Origin of the sequence: Paenibacillus sp. 2TAF8, assembly GCF_052114825.1 — a bacterium.
Classification (GTDB): Bacteria; Bacillota; Bacilli; order Paenibacillales; family Paenibacillaceae; genus Paenibacillus.
The window spans coordinates 63606-87678 of the sequence record NZ_JBFRFN010000006.1 but is presented as its reverse complement, the minus strand read 5'-3'; the positions used below and the strand labels follow the sequence as shown (position 1 = coordinate 87678).

Annotated in this window: 19 protein-coding genes and 1 pseudogene; 4 read left to right on the top strand and 16 right to left on the bottom strand. The window is 47.0% G+C overall.

What is annotated here, in order from left to right:
* Positions 1-54 precede the first annotated feature (54 nt).
* From mglC to AB4Z30_RS10530, 6 genes are all read right to left on the bottom strand, one after another.
* The gene (gene mglC, locus AB4Z30_RS10555; RefSeq protein ID WP_441925989.1) at positions 55-1074 is read right to left on the bottom strand and encodes a galactose/methyl galactoside ABC transporter permease MglC; all 1020 of its coding nucleotides are present in this window, start codon (positions 1072-1074) and stop codon (positions 55-57) included.
* Positions 1071-2594 carry a sugar ABC transporter ATP-binding protein gene (locus AB4Z30_RS10550; protein ID WP_441925987.1) on the bottom strand — a complete coding sequence of 508 codons (1524 nt, stop codon included), beginning with the start codon at positions 2592-2594 and terminating at the stop codon, positions 1071-1073. The genes mglC and AB4Z30_RS10550 overlap by 4 nt, the downstream gene beginning before the upstream one ends.
* A 75-nt stretch (positions 2595-2669) precedes the next feature.
* The gene (locus AB4Z30_RS10545) at positions 2670-3746 is read right to left on the bottom strand and encodes a galactose ABC transporter substrate-binding protein (protein WP_441925985.1); all 1077 of its coding nucleotides are present in this window, start codon (positions 3744-3746) and stop codon (positions 2670-2672) included.
* Between the two features lie 390 nt (positions 3747-4136).
* Positions 4137-5306 carry a substrate-binding domain-containing protein gene (locus tag AB4Z30_RS10540; protein WP_441925983.1) on the bottom strand — a complete coding sequence of 390 codons (1170 nt, stop codon included), beginning with the start codon at positions 5304-5306 and terminating at the stop codon, positions 4137-4139.
* A complete protein-coding gene (locus AB4Z30_RS10535; protein ID WP_441925981.1) occupies positions 5293-7116 on the bottom strand; it encodes a cache domain-containing sensor histidine kinase in 1824 nt (607 codons plus the stop codon). The genes AB4Z30_RS10540 and AB4Z30_RS10535 overlap by 14 nt, the downstream gene beginning before the upstream one ends.
* Complete coding sequence (locus AB4Z30_RS10530) at positions 7113-8729, bottom strand: response regulator (protein WP_441925979.1); 1617 nt, start codon at positions 8727-8729, stop codon at positions 7113-7115. The genes AB4Z30_RS10535 and AB4Z30_RS10530 overlap by 4 nt, the downstream gene beginning before the upstream one ends.
* A 371-nt stretch (positions 8730-9100) precedes the next feature.
* Between AB4Z30_RS10530 and AB4Z30_RS10525 the strand changes: the two genes are divergently transcribed.
* On the top strand, positions 9101-9301 hold the full coding sequence (locus tag AB4Z30_RS10525; RefSeq protein ID WP_293201638.1) for a cold-shock protein: 201 nt from the start codon (positions 9101-9103) through the stop codon (positions 9299-9301).
* A 582-nt stretch (positions 9302-9883) separates the two neighbouring features.
* Here AB4Z30_RS10525 and AB4Z30_RS10520 read toward each other — a convergent pair.
* The 5 genes and pseudogenes from AB4Z30_RS10520 to AB4Z30_RS10500 form a co-directional block, all read right to left on the bottom strand.
* Positions 9884-10599 (bottom strand): annotated as a pseudogene (locus AB4Z30_RS10520) (response regulator).
* On the bottom strand, positions 10596-10889 hold the full coding sequence (locus AB4Z30_RS10515; RefSeq protein WP_441926602.1) for a sensor histidine kinase: 294 nt from the start codon (positions 10887-10889) through the stop codon (positions 10596-10598). The pseudogene AB4Z30_RS10520 and the gene AB4Z30_RS10515 overlap by 4 nt, the downstream one beginning before the upstream one ends.
* 72 nt (positions 10890-10961) lie before the next feature.
* The gene (locus tag AB4Z30_RS10510) at positions 10962-11321 is read right to left on the bottom strand and encodes a sensor histidine kinase (protein ID WP_441925976.1); all 360 of its coding nucleotides are present in this window, start codon (positions 11319-11321) and stop codon (positions 10962-10964) included.
* Between the two features lie 365 nt (positions 11322-11686).
* The gene (locus AB4Z30_RS10505; protein ID WP_441925974.1) at positions 11687-13375 is read right to left on the bottom strand and encodes a methyl-accepting chemotaxis protein; all 1689 of its coding nucleotides are present in this window, start codon (positions 13373-13375) and stop codon (positions 11687-11689) included.
* A 405-nt stretch (positions 13376-13780) separates the two neighbouring features.
* On the bottom strand, positions 13781-13891 hold the full coding sequence (locus AB4Z30_RS10500) for a stalk domain-containing protein (protein WP_441926600.1): 111 nt from the start codon (positions 13889-13891) through the stop codon (positions 13781-13783).
* A 497-nt stretch (positions 13892-14388) separates the two neighbouring features.
* Between AB4Z30_RS10500 and AB4Z30_RS10495 the strand changes: the two genes are divergently transcribed.
* The gene (locus tag AB4Z30_RS10495; RefSeq protein ID WP_441926598.1) at positions 14389-16125 is read left to right on the top strand and encodes a methyl-accepting chemotaxis protein; all 1737 of its coding nucleotides are present in this window, start codon (positions 14389-14391) and stop codon (positions 16123-16125) included.
* Between the two features lie 609 nt (positions 16126-16734).
* On the opposite strand, the gene AB4Z30_RS10490 is transcribed toward AB4Z30_RS10495, so the two are convergent.
* The 4 genes from AB4Z30_RS10490 to AB4Z30_RS10475 all read right to left on the bottom strand — a co-directional run bounded on the left by AB4Z30_RS10490 (position 16735) and on the right by AB4Z30_RS10475 (position 20241).
* A complete protein-coding gene (locus AB4Z30_RS10490) occupies positions 16735-17316 on the bottom strand; it encodes a hypothetical protein (protein ID WP_441925972.1) in 582 nt (193 codons plus the stop codon).
* A 309-nt stretch (positions 17317-17625) separates the two neighbouring features.
* On the bottom strand, positions 17626-17688 hold the full coding sequence (locus tag AB4Z30_RS10485; RefSeq protein ID WP_441926596.1) for a putative holin-like toxin: 63 nt from the start codon (positions 17686-17688) through the stop codon (positions 17626-17628).
* Between the two features lie 159 nt (positions 17689-17847).
* Positions 17848-19428, bottom strand: a complete 1581-nt coding sequence (locus AB4Z30_RS10480) for a hypothetical protein (RefSeq protein WP_441925970.1) — start codon at positions 19426-19428, stop codon at positions 17848-17850.
* A gap of 651 nt (positions 19429-20079) precedes the next feature.
* A complete protein-coding gene (locus AB4Z30_RS10475; RefSeq protein ID WP_441925968.1) occupies positions 20080-20241 on the bottom strand; it encodes a hypothetical protein in 162 nt (53 codons plus the stop codon).
* A gap of 123 nt (positions 20242-20364) precedes the next feature.
* Between AB4Z30_RS10475 and AB4Z30_RS10470 the strand changes: the two genes are divergently transcribed.
* Complete coding sequence (locus tag AB4Z30_RS10470; protein ID WP_441925966.1) at positions 20365-20943, top strand: TetR/AcrR family transcriptional regulator; 579 nt, start codon at positions 20365-20367, stop codon at positions 20941-20943.
* A 76-nt stretch (positions 20944-21019) separates the two neighbouring features.
* Complete coding sequence (locus AB4Z30_RS10465) at positions 21020-23206, top strand: YhgE/Pip family protein (RefSeq protein WP_441925964.1); 2187 nt, start codon at positions 21020-21022, stop codon at positions 23204-23206.
* Between the two features lie 447 nt (positions 23207-23653).
* Here the strand turns inward: AB4Z30_RS10465 and AB4Z30_RS10460 are convergent, their stop codons facing one another.
* Positions 23654-23998 carry a DUF4190 domain-containing protein gene (locus tag AB4Z30_RS10460; protein ID WP_441925962.1) on the bottom strand — a complete coding sequence of 115 codons (345 nt, stop codon included), beginning with the start codon at positions 23996-23998 and terminating at the stop codon, positions 23654-23656.
* Positions 23999-24073: the final 75 nt, after the last annotated feature.

The following is a 24073-nucleotide window of genomic DNA, read 5'->3' as shown; positions in this document are numbered from 1 at the left end:
CTGCTTTTCCATATAGGTCATATCGTTCTGGTAGAAAATATATGATGAACTGTATTATTTCTTAGCCATATATTTGCGAATATCAAACGCCACGGCTGCAACAATAATTAATCCTTTGATAATCAGCTGCCAGTAAGGACTTACCCCGATAAAAGTGAGACCGTAGTTGATAACTCCGAAGATCAGCACCCCCGCCATGACGCCAGGTACGGTTCCAATTCCGCCAGCCGTGGATACACCGCCAACAACACATGCAGCAATGGCATCCAGTTCGTACATATTTCCGTAATTGTTTGTTGCTCCGCCGGTACGAGCTGCTTCCAGTACGCCGCCCAGCCCGTAGAGTCCCCCAGCAATGGCATATAGCGCAATCAAGTTCCGAGCGACATGAATGCCCGATACGTGAGCGGCCTGAATGTTTCCGCCAATGGCATACATATTTTTACCCAGACGTGTTTTGTTAAACACAACCCAGCAGATCAGTGCAACGCCGATAGCAATCAGTACAATATAGGGAATCGAATACCCTCCACCGAGATCAATGTAACCTGAACCTATCGTGGTAAAGTCCGATCTAAGCCCGCCGATCGGCTGTGACTGGTTCGGCTCTGTATCAAAATAGATTGAGTTCAGTCCGTACACAGCCACCATCGTGCCGAGCGTTGCGATAAAAGGCGGCACATGCAGTTTGGCAACGATAATCCCATTCACTAATCCAACGAGCACCCCGGCTATAATACCGATCAGGATCGGCAACCCCACCCATAATTGTGGAAGATCCGGAAAAAATCGATTGGCATACGTATCAATCTGTAACATAGAGGCCGATACAACGGCTGTTAGACCAACGACACGACCGGCAGACAGATCGACGCCTCCCGTTACCAGAATGAAGGCCGCCCCCAGTGCGATAATGGCACGAGTGGAGGATTGCTGCAGAATGTCCCGCAAGGTGGAAAAAGCGAGAAAGTTTGGATCGGCAATCGCAATACCGACGACAAGCAGAATCAGCACGATAAAAATTGCACGCTGCGTTACATATTGCTTCACTTGATTAACAAGGGGTGTATTCATTTGTGTTCCTCCTGACCAGTCATCCGCTGCTGTGCGGCCAGCCTCATAATATGCTGCTCTGTAGCCTCTGCTCCGTCTACAATACCGGTGAGACGTCCTTCGCTCATGACCATAATGCGATCTGACATCCCCAGCAATTCAGGCATCTCGGAGCTGATCATGATAATGCTTTTACCTTGCCGAGCCAGTTCAGTAATGATCGTATAGATTTCGAACTTGGCTCCGACGTCAATTCCGCGTGTTGGTTCATCGAGCAACAGAATTTCCGGGTTGGTCAAGAGCCAGCGGGCGAGCAACACTTTCTGCTGATTCCCTCCAGATAAGTTTCGAATAAGGGTGTTAACCGAAGGGGTTTTGGTTCTGAACTTCTGTGTCTGCTCCCGTGCCTCTTCTCGCCCCTTCTTCTCATCCAACAAACCCAAACGATTTTGGTAGCGACCCAGGCTTGCAATAATTGTATTCTCATAGACCGACAACACGGGGAAAATCCCGGTCACTCGTCGTTCTTCGGTCAACAACGCTATGTTATGACGTTTGGCTGCTGAGGGCGAGGTAATCTTCACCTTGCGCCCATGAATAGAGATCGTACCTGAAGCGAGTCCACGCAAACCGAACAAGGACTCCATCAGCTCCGTCCGCTGTGCACCAACCAAACCGCCAATTCCGAGCACTTCGCCTTTGCGTAAATGAAAGGAGACATCCTGGAACGAATTCGGCTGATTGGATGTCAGCCCTTCTGCCTGAAGAATGACTTCGCCAGGCACATTGTGCCGTTCCGGAAATCGTTCGCTCAGATCACGACCAACCATGCGGGTAATAATCAAGTCTGTCGTCAGATCCGTTGCATCCCAGGTACCTACTACAAACCCATCTCGCATAATGGTCACTTCATCGGAAATCGTCAAAATTTCCTCCATCTTGTGTGAGATATAGATGATGGACACGCCGCGACTTCGCAGCTTGTTGATGATCGTAAACAGTTGCTCCACTTCTTTCCCTGTCAGGGATGAGGTTGGTTCATCCATCACAATGACTTTGGAGTGAAAGGATACCGCTTTGGCAATCTCCATGGATTGAATCTTGGACACAGACAATGTTCCAGCGAGCGCCTTCGGATCAATATCCAAATTCAAATCCTGAAACAGTGCGAGCGTATCGGCATACATCCGTTTCTCATCAACCAACAGACCCTTCATCGGAAATCGTCCCAGCCATATGTTTTCCATCACCGGACGGTGCGGAACCGGATTCAACTCCTGATGAATCATCGATATGCCATGCTGTAAAGCTGCCTTCGAACTTGGGATCTCTACATCCTTGCCATCGATGCGAACCGAGCCAGCATCCGGACGATACATTCCAAACAAACATTTCATTAAAGTTGACTTTCCCGCTCCATTTTCGCCCATCAACGCATGAACCGTTCCCGGCTTCACCTTCAGCGTAACCTCGCTAAGCGCCTGTACGCCGGGGAATGCTTTGGAAATTCCGTTCATCTCCAGCAAATAAGGTGAGTGCATTTTGTATCTTCCCCTTTCATCTAACCGGCCAAAAAGGGACGTTGCCTGAATGACATACGTCCCTCTCTGCTGCTGTTATTGGGCGTCGGCAATGTTGTCTTTCGTAATTTTTTTGTAAGCAATCCACACATATTTCCCGTCCGTAATATCAAATTTCGTATTTTCTTTGGTTGGTGTCTCACCTTTGGCAAGAACAGCAGCCAGTGCGACCGTTGCAGCTCCCTGATTTTTGGCATCGTTCAGCACCGTGCCAAGCATGGTCCCATCCTGCAATGCCTGAATTGCCGGAGCTGTAGCATCGACGCCTACAACAGGCATCGTTTTGCCATCCTTGAAGTACCCTGCTGCTTTCAACGCTTCAATGGCACCGAGTGCCATGTCATCATTGTTCGCCAGCACCGCTTCGATCTTGTCGCCATGAGAAGCAAGGAATGCCTGCATTTTCTCTTGGCCTTTGACCCGATCCCACATCGCCGTATCTTCAGCCAGCGCTTCGACTTCAATACCAGCGTCCTGAATGGCCTGAACGGAATATTTCGTACGCAGCTCGGCATCCTGATGTCCCGGTTCGCCTTTCAGCATGACGTATTGCAGCTTACCGTCACCGTTTTTATCAGCTTCCGGATGAGCTTTCCAGTAATCCACGATCAATTGACCGGAAATCGTACCCGACTCTTCTGCTTTGGCACCAACGTAATACACTTTATCCCACTTGTTCATGTCTTCTGCTACAGGCTCACGATTCAGGAATACCACCGGAATATTGGCCGCTTTCGCCTTATCAATAATGACACCTGCTGCTGTCCGATCTACCGGATTCACCGCCATGGCATTGTATTTCTTGGATACAAACAGGTCCACCTTCTCATTCTGAGTCGGCTGTGCATTCTGACTGTCTACAATATCAAGGGTAGCGATCCCCTCTGCTGCCGCAGTCATCGCATTCCGTACTCCCGTCATAAACGTATCGTCAAACTTATAGATCGCAACCCCGATTTTCGGATTTTCAGTTTGTGTTCCAGCTTCTGCTTTCGTTCCACTGTCCGTCCCTGCGCTGCCGCTTTCACCGGCGCTGTTTCCCCCGTTGCTGCACCCTGCCGCCACAGCCATGCATACCGTAAGCAAAAATGTCATCCACGTTTTCTTCTTCATTCTTAAATGACCTCCCCCAAGTTCATTCGGCTTTACCGATGTCTTTATTATGAAAGGGTTTACATTACTTTCGAATACAATATCTTCATCTCTTTTATCGAAATCCTCATCAATTCATCTATTCTATATAAGTTGAACTAAAGGTGTTTACACGGGACACTCCGATGACAGAATAACCTTCCAATCGCTGTTATCCCCAGATTTTTGATTCCCTTCTCTCAAAGGAGAAAGTCCGGTGATAAGCGTATGCTTCCGATGTAGCTTTCTTTCAGAAAGCTTTAAGGCGAACGCTTCGTTTTTTCAGTTTTTTTCTGTCCTCTCCGTTAATGTGTAAAAATAACAGTTCAACTTATATAAATACTTTATAAATGAGGCGCAATGATCTAATCTTCATTGCACAAATGGAAATAACAGCTTCTGGTTATCCATCCAGAACATATTGTCTGTACTAACGACCTTGGTTTCCAGAATGACTCGGGTCTGCACATGCTTCCGATCCAGTCTGGCAAGGGCTTGATTAAGCCCTAAGTATCCGGCGCTGTACCCGTTCTGTACAATCAATCGTTGAAACACACCTTCCTGCAGCTGCTCCAGTTGCTGCTGCTCACTACCAAACCCCACAATGCTGATCGGCCTTTCATCCTTGCGGCGATGCAGTTCATCCGCTGCCCCAAGCGAGGCCTGCTCTTGAAGAGCAATCAACCCGGTGAGCTCATGCTGATCCAGTAGTTGCTTTACCGCTTGCCAGCAAGCATCCCGGTTATTGCACACCGTTCTCGGGATTACATCAATGCCGGGATACTGCGATAATACATCCTTGATCCCCTGCTCCCGGAGAACCAGGCCGGCATTCAGTGCATCCGGGCCCACTAAAGCAATCTGACCGTGCCCTTGTAATAATTCTGCCATCGCTTCACCCGCCTGTCGTCCGGCTTCGAGATTGTCCATCGAGATGACACTGGTTATGCCTTTAACAGGGAACTCATCATTCAGCACAATAACGGGCACAACACCTCCATCCGTTCTTGCTGTCTCTGCTTCCCGAATGATATCGCTAAGGACATCTTCACTTAGCGGATCGACAAGCAGCGCTGTTGCCCCTTGTTTCAATGCGAGATCTGCTGCCTGAACCTGCGCCTGCTCACGCTCACTGCGAGTGAAATCCCGGTCAATGGCACCCCCTGTGTTCGCAGGTGGCGGACTTATCACATAGTCCGCATTGGAAGAGGTGTGCGAAGCCGAATCCATCTGATACGCTTCAACGGTAAGCAGCTGTGCGCCGCGCTCTTTGGCGGCAGCCTCGGCTCCCAGGCGTATCGCTTCGGCCAGTTCTCCGGTGCCCGCAGGCGTAATGAGCGCAATGCGCGGCGACGACGCCGGTTGATCCGCTTCCGCTATGCCGCAGGCAGCGCATAATAACAGGCAGCAGGCTGATGCTGTCTGGAACAAAGCTCGGAACGGCCGAAATTCCGGGGATACCGGAAAAGTTGCCTGGCTTTTTTTGGCCAATACACGGCGTGTGCTCTTGATCTGGTTGCTGGTTTCGCTACAGTCCTTCATTCATCCCGTCCCCCTTCTGCTCTTCCTGAACAGGAATCCGAATCCATACGGTTGTGCCTTCCTCCAGCTCGCTGGTGAATTCAAGCCCATATCCCTCACCATAATAGTGCCGGATGCGATCATGTACATTGCGTACAGCGACACCCGAGCCTGCTCCGCTTTTCACTACTGGACGACCGCTGAGCAATCCCTCCATCTGTTCCTCCGACATGCCTACGCCGTTATCCGTAATACGGAACAAAATGGCGTGCTCTTCACGCTCAACCTCAATCTCAATGTTCCCCTCATCCATGTGGTACTCGATGCCATGTACAATCGCATTTTCGATCAACGGCTGCAGAATTAACTTCACGGTCAGGCAGTCCAGCAGCTCCTCATCCGCATGAATGGTGAAGGTGAACTTGTGTTTGAATCGCATCTGCTGAATGGTCAGGTAGTGGCGGGCGTGCTCCAGTTCTTCTCTGACGGTAATGATGGTTTTGCCTTGACTGAGACTGATGCGAAACAACCGGGAAAGCGACGTAATCATTGTGATGACTTCATCATTACGGCTCATGCCCACCATACGCACAACCGAATTCAGCGTGTTGTAGAGAAAATGTGGATTAATCTGAGCCTGCAGCGCCTCCAGCTCCAGACGGCGTTTCTGCTCCTGTTCATGGATGATCTCATCCATCAGGTTACGGATTTTGTTCACCATAAGGTTAAACCTGCGCGCCAGACGCTCGACCTCAAGTGGCCCCGTTGTCGGTAGCTCCACGTTGAAATCCCCTCGCTCCACGGCCTTCATCTTGCGTTCCATCCGCCGGATGGGACGTGTCAGACTGGAGGAGAGAAACAGGGATACCACAATGACAAGCACCAGCACAACGATCAGCACACGAATCAGATAGCCATTCACTTCCTGCCGTGTCGTCATAATCTCGTCCAGATAAGCCACGCCGACGATTTTCCAGCCGATATTCGCCACCGACTTTACGGTGTTCAACCTTTTCTGTCCATCGGCCTCGTCTTCGTAACTGCCTGTAGCTACCAGGGCTTGCTCGATATTTTCTTTTTTCAATCCCATATACATGAGTTGTTGTTGCGGATGGTACACAATGTTGCCCGCACTCTCATCAATAATGTAGACGTAACCCCGTTGCCCCAGGCTGACCCGGCTGCTCAGTTCATCCATTTGCTTGAAGTTGATATCCACCAGCAAAATGACTTGCTGCTCCTGACCCTGGTGCTTAATGGTGATACCTTTGCTCATCGAAACGACCCACTTATAAGGACCCGCGTACATATTCTGAATATGAGGCAAGGAAAAGCTCAGATGATTGGGTACACGCAATGCGGATTGAAACCATCCTTGCTGGGTAACGTGAGCGCTGCGTTTCAATGCGGCGGCAGGTCTGTTCTTGAGCAGTTGTCCATCCGCGTCAAGCAGCGTAATGGAAATGATATCTTCCCGGCTGCTAAGCAGGGTATCCAGCTGTTTGTCCACCTGCTCTGCTTCCCATGTTCCGTCCCGCAACATATGTTCCTCGATGGCACGATACAGATGGGACATACTGCGTACGTAATCCTCCAGGTTATAACTGACCTGATCCACAATCTGTCTTGTGGACAGCTCTGCACTGCGCTCGGCAGCTTGCGTGAACTTGTCATGTAGCAATATCGCCATAATGGTGAGAACCAGTACAATGAAGATGGAGAAAGACCACGTAATAATAGAACGAATGCTGCTGACCTTGGACGAGCGCATATACAGACGGAGTTTGGCTCCAACCGTTTTCATTCGTGCAGTTAACGTGCTCCAGCTCATTGAAGGGAACCTTCCTGGGACACAGCGGCCTGTTTACGATACTCTTTGGGCGAGACCCCGATATGTTTTTTAAAACAAAAACTGAAATAATTAGGCTCGGCAAAACCCACCTTCTCCGCAATCTGAAACGACTTCAGCTCTGTGGAGCGAAGCAGTTCCCTTGCCTCATCCATGCGAATCTGCATCAGATACTGCAGGAAGGTGAGCTGCACTTCTTTTTTGAAAATGCTGCAAAAATAACCGGAACTGATATGCAGATGTGCGCATACCTTCTGAATGGACAGATCCGGATCGGCATAATATTTTTTCGTAAACGTAAGTGCCTGTTCCACGATATCCTTGTAAACGTGCTGGCGTCCGCTAGATATCCGCTGCTGCACAAGCAGACAAACTTCGCTCACCTTATGCTGTGCCTCGGACAGACCCGGCAGTCGGAATAAATCCGTATACAGCTGGAATCCAGCGCCGAATATATCTTCCATCTCTTCACCCGAGGCCTGCGCAGCCTTCCACACCGTCGTTAACACTTCGATCAAGTACAGCTGAATATCACTTCGCCCATGCTCCACCGTAATTTCCTGGAAAATGACTTGCAGCCCCTCTTCCAGCTCTGCCTGCGTCCCAGCCTTCAAACAGCGGGTTAACGTCTGTTGTTTCAATTCATCAAAACGCAGCTTGCCTGCGGCCTGACGCTCTACATCGGCAATGTAGATCAGGGAATCCGTTCCAGGTACTAGCCGATAATCCAGTGCCAGCAGAGCATCCTCATATGCATGTTTCACATCGGGAAGTGTATCTACAAGACGACTCGACCCAATCGTTACGGGTACACGTAAATAGTGACGGATGCTGCGTACCACATTTTCCAGCGCCTGCTGCTGCAGCTTTGCTGCCTCTCCGACTGTCTCTGATTCACCCAGCGGTTCCACGTAGAGTAATACAACGCTCTCCTGATGCATAAAAGCATATCCTGCCGTGTGGTCCGTCCAGACTTCTGCCGCAATATTAAGTGCAGCAAATAGCTTTAATTCAGGATCTTCGGACGGGTGCAATACCAGAACAGAAACAGCATAACGTTTACCGATTAGTTGTAGTCCGCACTGACTTGCTCTGCTTAATATATAGGAAGAAGATTTCTGACGATGCAGTATCGTTGCAATCAGATCCGCCTGTAATAAAGGCAAGCTGGAGCGATAGTGCTCCCTCAACTGCTGTACATCCTCACGCTCAGCGATTTCCGCCTCCATCTGGGCGCGCAATCTGGTGAGCAGTTCGGTAAGATGGCCTGCCGAGAATGGCTTCAGCAAATATTCATCTACACTAAGTGACACCGCCTGACGAGCGTAATCAAATTCATCATATCCCGTTAAAATAACCACCTTCACCAGCGGATTCCGCTCTCTCAATCTTCGCGCCAGTTCCAGACCGTCCATAAATGGCATGCTGATGTCGGTAATTACAATGTCCGGCTCCACCCGCTCTGCCATCTCCAATGCCTCACGCCCGTTCTCGGCCAGACCCGCAATACGCAGATCGAGCGCTTCCCAATCGACTTCGATGACCAATCCTTCACGCACATCTTCCTCATCATCCACGAGCAGGACCCGGTACATATGTTGATTCCTCCCTTTTTATCTAAAGGCTGTTACCCCTGGTCATTAACTGATCTCATTGATCTCAAGGTTCCAACATAATATACAATAAAACTCTATATATGTAATCGCTTTCTTTTTTGAACGAAAGTCCAAGCTGTTGCTGAATGTTTTTATGCGGTATGACAAGGGGTTGCGCTTTCATAATAAAATTTTCCTCTAGAAAATACATATAAAAATTGACTTATATTGGCACGCGTGTTATGATGATATAGATCGATACATTAGTGGACTTTAAAGTCTTCGGTTTAACCGCCGGATGAGCATTAATCAGAATTGAATACCGCTCATACCAATGGTCGTAAAAAACTTATTATTTTTGGAGGAATCACATGCAAACAGGTACAGTAAAATGGTTCAACGCGGACAAAGGATTTGGCTTTATCGAAACTGAAGAAGGAACAGACGTATTCGTTCACTTCAGCGCCATTCAAGGTGATGGTTACAAATCGTTGGACGAAGGACAACGTGTAGAGTTTGAAGTAACTCAAGGTAACCGTGGACCACAAGCTGAGAACGTTACTAAACTGTAATTGATACGGGGGCTGCCTTCGGCAGCTCTTTATTTTTGCCCATCGATGCTTACTTTGTTGTTTTATCTACATCAATCACCATATAAGTTTGGACTTTTTGTTTATACAATAACGGAGAGGACAGAAAAAAACTGGAAAAGCGAAGAAGCTCGCCTGAAAGCTTTCTGAAAGAAAGCTGCATCGGAAGCATACGCTTATCACCGGATTTTCCCTTTAGGAAAAGGGAATCAAAAAAATCTGGAGATAACAGCGATTGAAAGGTTATTCTGTCATCGAAGTATCCGTATAAACACCTTCCTTACACTTATATCCATCACAAGAAAAGAGGTTTTTATTCCAACAGATCATTATAAAGCAAGTGAACACGTTGTATTTTCCACGGTTGACGACATCATTAACTTCTACTCACCTCAGCAAACGAGCATAGAAAGCTCCGAAGCTCACTCGCGTCCTACACATCCGGTAGATCCATCCAATCACAAGGATCACAAGACCGAACGTTAACCACGAAATGACAGCAACCTATCCGACATAAGCAGAAGGCCCTGAACCGCTTGAACGGTACAGGGCCTATTTATATTGTTATTTTACATAACCGTTCCGAATCGCAAAAACGACCGCCTGCGTGCGATCCTCCACCTGTATCTTCTGCAAAATGCGATGTACATGCGTTTTCACCGTGCTTTCACCGATGAACAACTTCCGGGCAATCTCCTCATTGCGCCGACCGTAAGCCATCTGCTGCAGCACTTCAAGCTCACGTCCAGTGAACGCATCTGTAAGCAGCGAAGGCTGCTCACCGTTCACCTCGTTAAATGGCGAATTCACGGCTGAATTGGCTCTTTTTTCGTCTGGAGATACTGTTCTTGTCGACCTTACCACTATACCAATAACCTTGGCCGCTACCGCAGTTCTGTAGATGGCTTCCCCGCGATGAGCAGCTCTGATCGCATCAATCAATTCTTCCGGTGCGGCGTCCTTGAGCAAATAACCTACGGCTCCGGCACGTATTCCCTGGTAGACATAATCCTTCTGATCAAACGTAGTCAGAATGACAACCTTGCATTCAGGCAGCACATCCAGTAACGCTTGTGTTGCCTCCAGTCCTTCACCTTTCTCCATCTGCACATCCATAAATACAACGTGTGGCTTGAGTTCTACCGCGAGCCGCACGGCTTCGTTTCCGCTTCACCGACCACAACCATATCTTGCTGAGCATTAATGATATAACGTAATCCATGCCTGACCAGAAGTTGGTCATCTACCAGAAGCACACGAATTGTTGTTGACTCGGTCATAGCTCATCCCCTCCTGCTGCTTCTATGCCGCCATATGGAATGCAGACAGTCAGCCTCATACCCTGGGTATGGATCGCTTCAATCGTCATCGTTCCCCCTGCCCTTTCACACCTTGCTTCCATACTGGATAAACCGAAACCCGGCACAATCGGTTGATGCTGACCGAATACACCATCATCCTCTACTCTCATGTACAGATGCTCTCCCTGTTCCGTGATCTGCACACGTATCCTTAAAGCCTGAGCATGGCGAATGATATTGGATAAGGCTTCCTGAAGTATCCGATACAGAAGTTTGGATGTTTCCGGCGGCCATACTTCCTTTTGCCCGGCATAGTGCAGTTCAATGGAACAACCTGTCAGCTACTGTACTTCATTGACCAAACTGTTCAATGCGACCAGTCCAAGTCCTGCTTCGCTGCTGCCCATCTGATGAGCCACCGTTCGCACTTCCTGCAAGCTTTGGCGTACGACATGCAGCACAGTATCGATCGCTTGGTCTGCCTCAGCCGCATCTACCTTCATCATGTAAGGAATGGCTTGAAGCTGCACGATGGCCGATGTCAGCCGTTTCCCGATACTATCATGCAAATCCATGGAAATTCGGCCCCGCTCTTCAAGTACAGCATATTGCATCAGACGAACCGTTGCACGCTCTAGTTCCTCATGGGTGTGCCGGAGATCATCATGCGTTTGGCTCAATTCAGCATGGACGGACTGCAACTGTGCGTAATGAATCTCGCTCTCTCGCCTGCTCTCCCGCTTGATACGAGTTCCCCAGCATAAATTATATAAAGATCGCTACAGCAACAATGACAGGCATCATCCACATGCGATCAAGCTTAACCTCTTTTTCCCGCATCCATAATAATAAAATAATGAAAGCTGTAATCACCATGTTTAACATCTATCATTCCCCACTTTCTCTGATTTAGCGTCTCTGACTTCTCTTCTCACCACTCCATGTAGAACAGTATAACCAGCCAGAAATCACATGAAGTCCACCTACGGGTGGACTTCATGTGATTTCGCTTCGATCTGAGGATCGATATGAAAGAAAGCAGGGGGCGGTGTTTACCTTGAATACTTTATATTTTAAAAGGTTTCAGGGATACCTGCAGTTCAGCCGAAACGTCCGACAGCATCGCAGCGGATTCCTTGATCTGCTCTACAGACTTGAGTTGCTTTTGTGCAGACCCGGCGGCATGTTGAGAGTTGGCACTAGCTGTCTGTGCATGCCGTGCAATCTCGTTTACCGAGGCCACAATCTGCTCTACACCTGCGGACATCTCTTCACTGGTCGCCGCCATATCTTCAATCTCTGTGGCAATGCGCAAGTTCGTATCCCGAATCTGGGTAAAGCTCTGCTCTGTCTCTCGTGTGAGTCGCAGTCCTTCACGTACTTCTTGCTTCACTTGGGCCATAGCTGCCAAGGATTGCTGCATGTCCTGTTCCATGGCACCAACAAGCACTTCAATCTGGTTGGATGATTGTCCAGCCTGTTCTGCCAGCTTTCGTACTTCGGTGGAGACAACGGCAAACCCCCTCCCGTGTTCTCCTGCTCTCGCCGCCTCAATAGAAGCATTAAGCGCGAGCAGATTTGTTTGACCCGCAATCTCATGAATGGCAGAGACCATCTGACCAATCTGGGCAGACTTCTCCTCCAACATCCGAATCACATCATCCGTTGCACTGACGGAAGCTTCAATGGCTGCCATCTGTTCCACCGTTAGCTGTACGGCCTGCTCTCCGGTATCCGCTTGCTGCCGCGAGTACACTGCCGCATCTGCGATGCTGGAAGCTCTGTCCGCGATACGCTGTACACCAATAGCCACCTCTTCCATCGCTTGCAAGTTCTCTTCTGTGCTTACGGTCTGACTCTTCGCTCCCTGTGCGACCTGTCCTACAGAAGCAGCAATCTGCTCCGACACACTTGCTGTCTGGTCTGCGATCTTCAATAACAATCCGGTTGAATGACCTGCTTTGTCCGCTGCATTCAGCCCACCTTGAATAATGCTTTGCAAACTGTTTCTCATTTCATTGTAGCCTGCGCCGAGCATACCAATTTCGTCTCGCACGTGATCCACCACAGGCTGTGTGAAGTCTCCGGTACCCGCACGTTTGATGGCAAGTGAGACCCGGTTGATTCTTGCTCTCACTCTGCGGACGTACCAGACGATTAGCACAATCGCAATCAGCATCGCACTGCCAACGACAATCAGGAAGGTTTTAAGAAAGGAGGAGATAATTACATCAATTAACGATTGAGAAGCTCCGACATAAAAAATACCAATAATTTCTCCAGATGCATTTTTGATGGGCTCATAGGCTGTCTGTGTTTTCTGCCCCACAACGACCGCTTCCCCAAAATACTTTTCTCCCTTCTGCAAAACGGTCTGTGCAACCTGTTCGGACACCTTCGTGCCTACAGCGCGCTTTCCATCAATCATGACATTCGTAGCAATTCGTTCATCTCTACGAAAGATAGTTACGGTATCTCCCGACGCATTACCGATTTCATCCACTAGTTCAAAATTTTCTTCCAGCAATGTAGCACCTTTATATAACTGCCCATCTTTAATAGCCCAGTCGCCCGGATATTTGTATGACAAAATGTGATTCGCCATCTCCAAGTCCCGTTTTGCCTTTTCGGTAGCGAATGCCTTAATGCCATTCCTCATCTCCATGATCACGCTGACCGCCACGGCCGAGGAGAACAAGATAAAAATGCCGATCACGATCAAACTGATTTTAGTACCAATGCTCATGCTACGCATGTGTGTGAGCCACCCTTTTCACGATTAAATTGTCTTGATCTCTGGCAGATGGGGTCTGCTTAGAGATTTCACATAAAGACTTATCGGCGTTGGTATGCACATTTTTTATAACCTGACTGTGATATTTATCACATTATTTCTAAAATATTAACTAGTCATTTACGCATTCTCCGTAATTGTGTAAAAAGATGTATGAGGCTGGGAGATTCACAATAAGGATGATGTGCCATATGTCCTAAAAGTGCAGCTAACAATTAATATTGGAAGATAAGACCAAATAAAGTCGTATTCCTCCACTTACGGGAGGTAGATACGACTTGTCGGGGAAATTGTACAATCGCTCGCTCACTTGCATGCTCTTGTTAATCCGGTTCAACCACTTGAGTTGACTATTCGGATGTCAGACTAACCAATGCATTCGTTGAATTCCCAATCTACTTTCATTCCTAACCTTTCTGAGATGAAGCGAACCGGAACCAGTATACGATTGTTTTGAAGGATGCTCGGTGTATCCATCTGCAGTGTGTTACCGTTCACATTTACTCTCTGCTGCCGATCTGCAATGATGGCTTATGTGACCATGGTAGAGGACGAACCTTTAGTGAATCTTATTTAAAAATATTTTGTTAATGTATATGGGCATTCCTGTAATTTGAATTATGAGAAACATTCATATTTATATGATATTTTTTACGTAAAAAGACGAAATTAATTCAAAAGTTCCGGTCCATAAGTCCTATTTTAATTGAAAAATCTAACATTAATATGTCGAAATAACGATATAACTGTTGAGTAGAACTTACCTGGAGTTCATATACGTGAAGAGTAAACATAATATTTTAGCCACTATAGTCTTCTTATCTGTAATGACATCGAAACTCTCATAGCAATTGAAAACGTCTGTCCATCATGAAAGCAATACAACATGCAGCGTATACGACGTCCAGGTGAAGTCCGTTTTAATTTTATAGGAGGAGTGAACTACCTTGTTTAAAAAGCTTCACTGGAGTACCATGCCATTTTTCGCCAAGAATCTGGTGATCTCATTCGGGAGCATCGCTCTGATTGGAATTATTCTGATCACTGCGGCTTATCAGTTGCAAAAAAGTATATTAATCAATCAACTGCAAGATCAAGCCGAGATTACAACCTTGAAATGGTCCCAAGATTTAGACACAAGTCAGGTCGAACAGGCCACATCCGAAAAGAGTTATTCCGATACATATCAGAGTAAACTACGGGATTATCTGGATTCCATTCACACCTTTAATCCTAATATCGCGCAAGCTTACATTTTCGGCTCACAGCTAGATCAGGAGAAAGGCGCTCCGATTTATGCGATTCCAACCAGTCTGGTTGAAGCATTTGAGAAAGATAAGTATCTACCTGGTACAAATTATGCGTTATCTCCTCAGATTGAGCACGGTCTTGATGAAATGAATGCAACTGGTGGACCTGCGTTTAGTGATTTCTATACCGATGATTTCGGTACGTGGACAACACTGATGTATCCCATTAAAAAGGCAGATGGCTCCATCTACGCAGCGCTGTACTTTGATGTTGATGCAAGCGCCGTTCCCAAAGGACTTAATAAATTACTTATGTACGGTCTGATGTACCTGATCGGCTTCCTGATTCTGTTCATGGTACTGCAATTTATTCTACTGAAAAAGACCATGCGTCCGATCCGTGACCTCATGAAAGGCATTGAGGAAGTTAGCACAGGCAACCTGAATGTTACGATTCAGACAGGACGAGATGATCTCGGGGTCATTAACGAGAAGTTTAATGTGATGATTGATCGCTTTAACACTACACTTTTCAAGGTAAAGAATACGTCACGTCATCTCTCGAATTCGTCGAAAGAACTGCTGGATATCTCAGCGAAAAACAACGATAACATTCAATCCATCAGCACTAACATTCGGGAAATCTCTACGGGCCTCGTATCTCAAGATAAAGCAACCGTGGAAAGCGCTCGCGCCATGACCGAGATGTCTACCGTAGTGCAGAACATTGCCGGAAGCTCAGCAGAAGTAGCCGATGAAGCGCTCAGCATGGAGCAACGTTCAAGTAACGGACATGAAATTATGCAGCAGGTTATCGATCAGATGGGGCTGATCTCAAGCGCGGTCCAGAACACCTATGCGTCGATTCAATCTCTGGAGAACCGTTCCAATGAAATTAGCAGCATTGTCGGTATCATTACGGATATTGCTGGTCAGACCAACCTGCTTGCCCTGAACGCTTCTATTGAAGCGGCACGTGTTGGAGAAGAAGGACGCGGCTTCGCAGTCGTGGCTGGAGAAGTACGTAAACTGGCAGAGCAGTCTCAAGAATCCGCAACCCAGATTCGTGCGTTGATCGATGAGATTCAGCGGGATATTGGACAGTCTGCAGACGCGATGGAACGCGGTTCGGAAGAAGTACAAAAAGGCCTTAACGTTACGCGGGAAACGGGAACTTTCTTTGAAGACATTATGACCGCCACCAACAAAGTAGCGAACCAAATTCAGGATATTTCCAGTTCCACCGAGGAAATCTCGGCGAGCACACAAGAAATGTCCGCAACCGCAGACGAGCTGTCCGCAAGTGTCAGCAAAGCAGCAAGCAGTACCAAACACATCGAGCACTCGATCGCCGAACAGGAAACTTCCATGGCTTCCATCGTCAGCGCATCCGATGAGTTAGCCGAAGTATCCGAGCAACTGCAAGAACTCATCTCGTTCTTTAAGGTGAAAGAAGCGTAAGCTGAGAAGTATATGATATTGCGGCAAGGCGTGGAAGTGAGAAGTACGGAAGTACGGAAGTACGGAAGTACGGAAGTACGGAAGTACGGAAGTACGGAAGTACGGAAGTACGGAAGTACGGAAGTACGGAAGTACGGAAGTACGGAAGTACGGAAGTACTCGATAAGTATAGAAGACTATGGGTGAGACATCCAGTAGCTGTGAAGACACAGAATGCGTGGAATTTGCGTGGAAGTGAGCATGGCGTGAATTGCATATGAACCAGCAGTAGCAGCAATTGCAGGTACGCCACGAAGTACTTTTCATCGACGATCTGCGCCACAGCCGTAATATCAACCAAGGCTTGAGTGTTTGTACATTCAAGCCTTGGTTTTTTAGTTCGCTCTGATTGCCATTACATTCTAACGATCTCAGGAGACGCTATTTGCCTGTTTTTCTGCTCTACAGAATTCTAACGATCACCAGAAACCTTATTTGCTTTATATCCCCCTTTTCCCGTTGTTTTCTGTTGTATTTCTCCTAAATAACGTCTGTGGTGATCGTTAGAATTAGAAAAGGTCATAAAACGACCAAATAAGCTCTCCTGTGATCGTTAGAGCTCGTCTGAGACTAATTTATCGCATCAGCTATACCGTGCAAGCTGCTCCTAACATCCTCCACACTACGATAAGCTCCAGCAATCTTAACCAGCTTCCAATTATTTTGCTGCTTCAAATAATGCAATGTCACCGCACTAGGCAGTAAGCACACTCGCTCATCTCCCATTTCGAACCATTCCAGCTGCATTCCCACATTTGACGCAAATTGTAGAAAGCTTTCTATTGTCTTCAGTGTATCTACCTTAGATAGTTTTGCACCTGTACCTGTACCTCTACCTACCACATTCCCATTCTCGGTCTCGTTCTCACTTTCTTTCTCTATTTCGGCTCCTGCATCCGCCCACACATCCACACTATCGAACAAGTACGTCCCGTCCATCTGGAATGTCATATTCACCGTGTACCCCTCATAATCCAAGCTGATTACTTCCAGTTTTTCCGCCGCCACACTCCACACTTCATCTGCCTGTGCTCTGACCTTATCCAGTGTGATCTGAGCATCTGCTGGTAAACATTGCGTTATCTTCCCCTTTTGCACATACTCTTCTAAAAAAATCGTGCCAATGAGTAACTTGGTCTGCTCATTATTCATCGTTTGTTCGTCAGCACCTTTCTGATTTGTTTATCAAGAATATGCAGTGAGTGACATTTTGCAGAATAGTCAGCCTCCCCGTTCTCAATACTATACATATTGAAATATTGGGCTTCGTTGCTAAAGTTAAGAATAAAAATAGGTATACGTGGGTTGTATGTCGCATAAATGTTTAATAAAATGAAAATAAGGAAAAATAAGAGTAGCCAGGCCAATGGCTACTCCTGCACAGCATTTGCGATGGATATTCCTCCAAGTGTGTTCCGTAAGGTGAAGAAATAACCCGCTAGGCCTCCAACCTATGGCGGGTTATTTCTTTTTTCGATCAATGTATGTCAGGAGCGCAATAATTAACGTTGCGAACATGATCACATCTGAAAAGAGAAATTCATAGACACCACCTCCTTACCGGAGGACTGTCTATACCCACCACCAAATTGGCTGTACATTTTAAATGATACCAGTATGGAACTGCTCAGACGAGCAGTTTTTTTATTTCCTGGATGTTCTTGTGTTTTATAGTGTAGCCTTTTATTTCAGGTATCCTTTGGATTTCCAATATCGCTTCGCAAAGGATTCAACGGCATAGGGCAGTTCCCCATCCAGCAAATCCCGATTCGCTTGCATCAGCTCTTTGCTTCCACGTTCCAGCAATTGAACGGCATGTAGTAATTGGGGACCACCTATATAATGTAGTTCAAGCAACAACGGCTCTTCCTCATCCTCTTTCTCCTGAGCCGAGTATTCAATTAACACAATTTCCGTGCCGTCCACATGCTGGTGTAGCGTATAGAAGTATTTCTCGACCTTCGTCTCCCCTTGTGTATCCGTATACTCTCTACCAATACGCAGCATAGCTGGCTGGGGAACATCATTATACATTTGACCTGCTTGTCGAAATGCAAAGTAAAAGTCTTCAATCCACAGCCCATGCCGGTCATCATCATAATAATCGTCATACGGCTCCACGATAGGCAACGCTAATAAATCACGAATACGTTGCGGCGAAATTAAGGTGCGTGCATACTGGTAATTCGATACGGACTGCAACAAGGTATCCCATCCACGGTTGCTTAATTGCTGAATATCCGAAGGTGAGTCTTCCGTAAATACACTCCATTCGGAGTTCTCACTGTTCACATAACGATATGCGCCTGAGATCATCCAGACAGTAGTGCCCGCTTGCTCGGCAAGTTCATTAGGAGTGTCTGAAGCTTGGTCTGCTGGCTCTATTTTGAGCAACAATGCACAGTCATGGTCGTCTTGAAAATACAGACTCCGGAAATAACCCTCCGTATACTCATCCCCGTAGACAGAACCTCGGCAAAACTGTCCATCCACCCAAAACTCATAGCTGTTCAGCAACTCACCCTCCTCTCTTACAGGTAATAATGAAGGGTGAGTAAGACGCTCAATGTTCGCAGCTGTGAACTGATGATCTTCGAACCAATCCGGTACATCTGGCGCTAGTTCTGCGGCATAAATATACTCTCGTTTAATGATAGGCTGTCCCTGCTGGAGCCTCTCTATCATCTTTTCTCGCCATGGAAACGGCTCTTCTGTATCTTCGTCAATTACACACTCAGGAACAAATAATTCCAGCATGTCAAAGCCTTGCCATGGTCCGACATCCTCCCAATCTTCAAACTGACGCTTCACTTTCCGCTGTCCTTGAACCTGAATTCCATATTGCTCTGTACTTACTAGTAACCCACCTTCTACGTTGCCTCTCACCGTCAATTCTCCATGGTTGTAATCTCCCCAGAACATATCCTCCACATAAAGATTACCTGTAATATATATTTCCTGCCCTCCAACGAGCATATAAGGCGTTGTAAGATCACCAAGCACAACCAGGTTAGAAGAGGCCGCGTCGGATTCTGTGTTTCCAATATAACGATCAACGATCAGATTTCCCTCCACCATAATTAAAAAAGGCCCCTCATCCAGCAACAGCTTACTGATATGAAGATCACCTGAATGCAGCCATATTTCCTCGGCATCAAATTCACCATCATGTGCTTCATTCTGTGTATACATCCAGCTTTCGTGAGGCAATCTCGTTTTGATTTCGGCAAAAGTAACCTTTTGACCTATGTGATGTATGGACATGTCCTGACACTCCTCATCGGTTGATATATGGATAACATCTTCAAAACTTCTAATCTTCGAAACTCCGAATCTATTGGCAGCATGACTACCCAGTTTAATTATACTAGAGGAAATTGAGTTGAGCTTTCTGCTGACTAATACTTTTGTAACGCTCTAATCTCCGTTGAAATCTCTCTTCTTCACGCCTATCTTCATCGGTACGCGCATCATCTTGATCCACTTCATGTGCGACTATTGACGTTCATCAATTCAGCAAATTTGACTTCTATTTCAATCCACACACTCCATACAGAGTGCGACGGCAATGTAATTGTGTATGGAGTGCCATCAACACTATTTCAATCCACGCACTCCATACGGAGTGCGACAGCGAAAAAACACGTATAGTACACACTTACACGTCACAAAACTACGTTTTTTTACTACTATTCTATGTGTTCCTGCCAATGAATTCAATCTTTTTCCAGTATATTGTTGCCATAAGGTATCAATACACCCTGTTTTCACTACTTTCGAGGTGCGAATTCCCCGGGGGTTTTCATGTGAGCTTCACATTCGCACCTGCACAAATCTCTTTCTGCCCCTACTTAATCTTCCTACGTTTCAATGTCCTTATCTCGTCTACTCTCCTTTTTAAGTCTCCCCCTTTCTCTACTCTTCCAGCTTCTCCCTACCCACACCATCACAACGTTCACTTTCCAAACTATGACATAGATCACATCCAACCTCATGAACAAGTGCTACATTAAATAACGACCAACTGACCGAAACAGTAAAACGGTCAACCGTAAGGTTAGGTTCACTCTGTTTCACAACCTGCCTTCATTGCTTCAACCAGCTTCATTATTTTCAAAAGTTTCTCCTGCTTCACACTGTTTCTTGTGTTTTACCCGCTTCACCCATTCCACACGTCAGACCCCAAGGAGGTGCATAGCCGTGAAAACGATAGATCGAAGGCAACAGGTGATGGACTCTGCCGAGAAATCCTTTGCCCTGTTTGGCTACAAAGCCACAACGATGGAGCAAGTGGCGAGACTGGCCAATGTGGGCAAAGGCACGATCTATACCTTTTTCGAGAACAAAGAAGAATTGTTTGATGAGATCCTGCGCTCCATTATTGCAGACATGAAACAGATTACGGAGCAGACGGTGAAGGATGAGAACTCTTTTCTGGATAACGTGCATCAGAGTATGGACTCTTTGCTCGAATATCGGGAGGAGCATGAGTTGCTGATCAAGCTTTTTCAGGAGGTAAACGAGTTTGGGACACCTCAAGCAAAGGAAGGTTTGCAAAAAGTAGAGAAAGCCATTCTCGAATACCTCGAGCGTCAGGTTAGTCGGGCCATGGAATTACAGCAGATTCGGAGCGACGATCCCAAGCTGGTCTCGTTTGTGCTCCTGAAGTTATACGTTAGCCTAACATCCGATTGGAATAAAGCGCATCCTACCTTGCACAAGGATCAGATCAAAGCGTTTGTGGGCCTCTTTCTCAAAAATGGATTATCCCCCACCTAGAGAAACACCTGCGGACGCACACATACCATACTAAATAGAGAAACAAAGGATAAGCGTAAGATAGGGAGAGAACATCATGAAATCATTTCGTGTATTTGGGCAGGATCTGAAATCCGCCTTCAAGAAACCAAAAGTATGGATTCCAATTCTCGTTGTGCTGTTCATTCCCGTGTTATATAGCGGACTGTTCCTGAACGCCTTCTGGGACCCATATGGCAAAATGAATGAATTACCTGTCGCCGTGGTCAACACGGATCGGGGTGCAGTTTACAATGACAAATCGCTTGAAGTCGGCCAGAATCTGGTTGATGAGTTGAAGAAAAGCGATGATTTTAACTGGCAGTTCGTCACTCGCGACCAGGCAGAACAAGGCATGAAGGACAACAAATATTACATGACCATTGTCATTCCAGAGGACTTTTCCGCCAAAGCAACTACCCTGATGGATGAGCATCCGGCTCCGGCTGAGCTGATCTACGAGCCCAACGAAGGTTACAACTTCCTTGCGGGTCAGATCGGCGGTACGGCGGTGAAACAGATTCGCTCCAAAGTCTCTGCCAAAGTCACAGAATCTTATACCGAAACCCTGCTGGATAAGGTCGAGAAAATCTCGGACGGTTTGGCGGATGCCGGAGATGGCGCAGGCAAGATTCATGATGGAGCAAGCAAACTGGACGAAGGGGCGGCTACGTTAAAAGAAAACCTGGCGAAACTGGCTGACGGTGCAGGCAAACTTCAAACCGGCGCCGTTTCGTTAAAAGAAGGCACAGCTACCCTCGCCAAAGGCACAGGTGATCTTCACACTGGCGCGAGCACATTATCCAGTGGTCTCGCACAACTATCTGCCGCCAGCACCAAGCTGGGTGACGGCGCAACACAGGCCGCCGCTGGCAGCAAACAGCTGCATGCCGGTATCCAAGCTGCGCAAGAAGGCGCGTCCAAACTGGACGCAGGACTCGCAGCTACCGAACAAGGCAGTGCCAAGCTGACCGCCGGACTGCAAACTTCCGTGGAAGGTAGCGGCAAAGTCAGCGAAGGCGCCAAAGCGGTCGCCCAAGGCCTGGCTCAGCTAGCCAAGTCCAGTCCCGAACTTGCAGCCAGCCCCGCTGTTCAACAGCTACTCGCCGCTAGCCAGGCCGTTGCCGCTGGCAGTGAGCAGGTATATCAAGGCGGACAGCAACTCGTTGCCGGAAGTCAACAACTGCAGGCTGCACAGCAACAATTGCATCAAGGCAGCAGACAGTTGGTTCAAGGTGAAGAGCAGCTGGTACAAGGCGCTGTACAGTTATCCGGTGGGCAAGAAAAGCTTAGTGCCGGACTCAACCAGTTCAATGCTAAATTAAATGAAGCCGCCGCTGGCGGTGCCAAACTGGCTGCAGGTTCAGAGCAACTACATGCTGGTGCGGGTAAACTGTTGTCTGGCGTAAGCCAGCTGGAAAGCGGGGTTTCTACCCTTACGGACGGTTCACATAAACTGGCTGATGGTGCAGGTAAGCTACAAGAAGGCACGTTCAAGTTAACCGACGGTTCCGGTGAACTCGCCACCAAATTAAATGATGCTGCGCAGCAAACGAGCAGTGTCAAAAAGACGGATGAACTAGTTACGATGTATGCCGAACCTGTTCATGTTGATGAACACAAATTAAACGAAGTGCCCAACTACGGCACAGGTTTTTCGCCCTATTTTCTCTCACTCGGATTATTTGTCGGTGCGTTGATTGCTACGCTGGTTGTGCCAACACGTGGCAGCAGTGTGAGTGAGGCAAGTGGCTGGAATCGTTTTGTCAGCAAAACCCTTGCGTTCACCATCATGAGCGGCGTACAATCGTTGCTCGCTTCCGGACTGGTGTTATACGGGCTTGGCCTGAAAGTACAGAGTGTGCCGTTATTCCTTTTGTTCAGCTTTGTGACGAGTCTGAGCTTTATGTACATCATTCAGGCATTGGTAACTTGGCTGGAAAATCCGGGACGGTTCATTGCCATCCTGATGCTGATCTTCCAACTCACCACCAGCGCAGGCACGTTCCCACTGGAACTTATTCCGAACTGGCTGAAAGTGTTCAACCCATGGTTGCCAATGACATACTCCGTAACGGGATACAAAGCAGTCATCTCCAGCGGACAATTTGGCGTCGCCTGGGATCAGATCGGCATTCTGTGCATCTTCGCCGTTCTCGGTCTGGTCGGTACGTTAACGTATTTCCTGAAACATCGCACGGTCGAAAACGAAAATCTCAGCAATGAAGCTGTGTTTCAGGCTTAATTGAATGTAAGCTTAAGTATAAACATTTTATTTATAGTCGTTAGAGGATATCTAAACGACATTGAATAACCAAACTTGTACGCTATCAAAAGTCAAAAGGCATATCCCCTGTCCTGACTCGCTTAATATCAAGCGGGTCTGACGTAAGGATATGCCTTTATTTCTGAATAAATGGCGTCAATTTCTATTTTTTTGCTTAAAGCTTCTTATATCTCACAATCATGCTCTCGCAATATGTTCATCCACAAACTGTAGAACCACCCTTGTAGAAAACAAGTTAAGGAATAACACCTTTAATGTTTCATGATTGACGAGTAAAATAACTTGCGTAGTCGTCGAAGTCATGGCCTGTGATATAGCACAACAAACGAGCATATTTGTTTCTATGTAAGGAGCAGATAGTCGGCTGATTAACTTTCTAGTGATCAATAACATAGTATTGTGCTTTTAATATGTAGAATACATATCTGCGTTTGTAAACAGTAAGTAAGCAAATAGAAAAAACACAACAATAATTGCATAGAGGGCTGTTCCGATAATTCCGCACACAAGCCCCGCAACCGCCAGACCTTTGCCTTGTTCCATGCGCATCCGGATTTCTTTGAAAGATAGCGAAGCAAAAACGATAGCAACAATCCCAATCAGGAATCCCAGATACGGAATAATGATAGACAGAATCCCCAATACCAGTGATACAATCGACTTGGTATTTGTTTTTGACGGTACATAAGGCGGTGGTGGCAATGCGTCGCTATAATAGCGATCTACATTGTTTAAGTTTTGTGAGTTCAAGGTAAATCCTCCCTATTATTGAGTATTCTCACATTATAATCGATAAACAGAAATATTCCCCTCCATTTATTATAA

Excerpts from the sequence above, each read along its gene's own strand:
- AB4Z30_RS10500 (WP_441926600.1), bottom strand. The coding sequence starts at position 13,891 with ATGGATACACCGAGCATCCTTCAAAACAATCGTATACTGGTTCCGGTT.
- AB4Z30_RS10540 (WP_441925983.1), bottom strand. The coding sequence starts at position 5,306 with ATGAAGGACTGTAGCGAAACCAGCAACCAGATCAAGAGCACACGCCGT.
- AB4Z30_RS10480 (WP_441925970.1), bottom strand. The coding sequence starts at position 19,428 with ATGTCCATACATCACATAGGTCAAAAGGTTACTTTTGCCGAAATCAAA.
- AB4Z30_RS10490 (WP_441925972.1), bottom strand. The coding sequence starts at position 17,316 with ATGAATAATGAGCAGACCAAGTTACTCATTGGCACGATTTTTTTAGAA.
- AB4Z30_RS10465 (WP_441925964.1), top strand. The coding sequence starts at position 21,020 with ATGAAATCATTTCGTGTATTTGGGCAGGATCTGAAATCCGCCTTCAAG.
- AB4Z30_RS10495 (WP_441926598.1), top strand. The coding sequence starts at position 14,389 with ATGCCATTTTTCGCCAAGAATCTGGTGATCTCATTCGGGAGCATCGCT.
- AB4Z30_RS10545 (WP_441925985.1), bottom strand. The coding sequence starts at position 3,746 with ATGAAGAAGAAAACGTGGATGACATTTTTGCTTACGGTATGCATGGCT.
- AB4Z30_RS10525 (WP_293201638.1), top strand. The coding sequence starts at position 9,101 with ATGCAAACAGGTACAGTAAAATGGTTCAACGCGGACAAAGGATTTGGC.
- AB4Z30_RS10530 (WP_441925979.1), bottom strand. The coding sequence starts at position 8,729 with ATGTACCGGGTCCTGCTCGTGGATGATGAGGAAGATGTGCGTGAAGGA.
- AB4Z30_RS10550 (WP_441925987.1), bottom strand. The coding sequence starts at position 2,594 with ATGCACTCACCTTATTTGCTGGAGATGAACGGAATTTCCAAAGCATTC.
- AB4Z30_RS10535 (WP_441925981.1), bottom strand. The coding sequence starts at position 7,116 with ATGAGCTGGAGCACGTTAACTGCACGAATGAAAACGGTTGGAGCCAAA.
- mglC (WP_441925989.1), bottom strand. The coding sequence starts at position 1,074 with ATGAATACACCCCTTGTTAATCAAGTGAAGCAATATGTAACGCAGCGT.
- AB4Z30_RS10505 (WP_441925974.1), bottom strand. The coding sequence starts at position 13,375 with ATGCGTAGCATGAGCATTGGTACTAAAATCAGTTTGATCGTGATCGGC.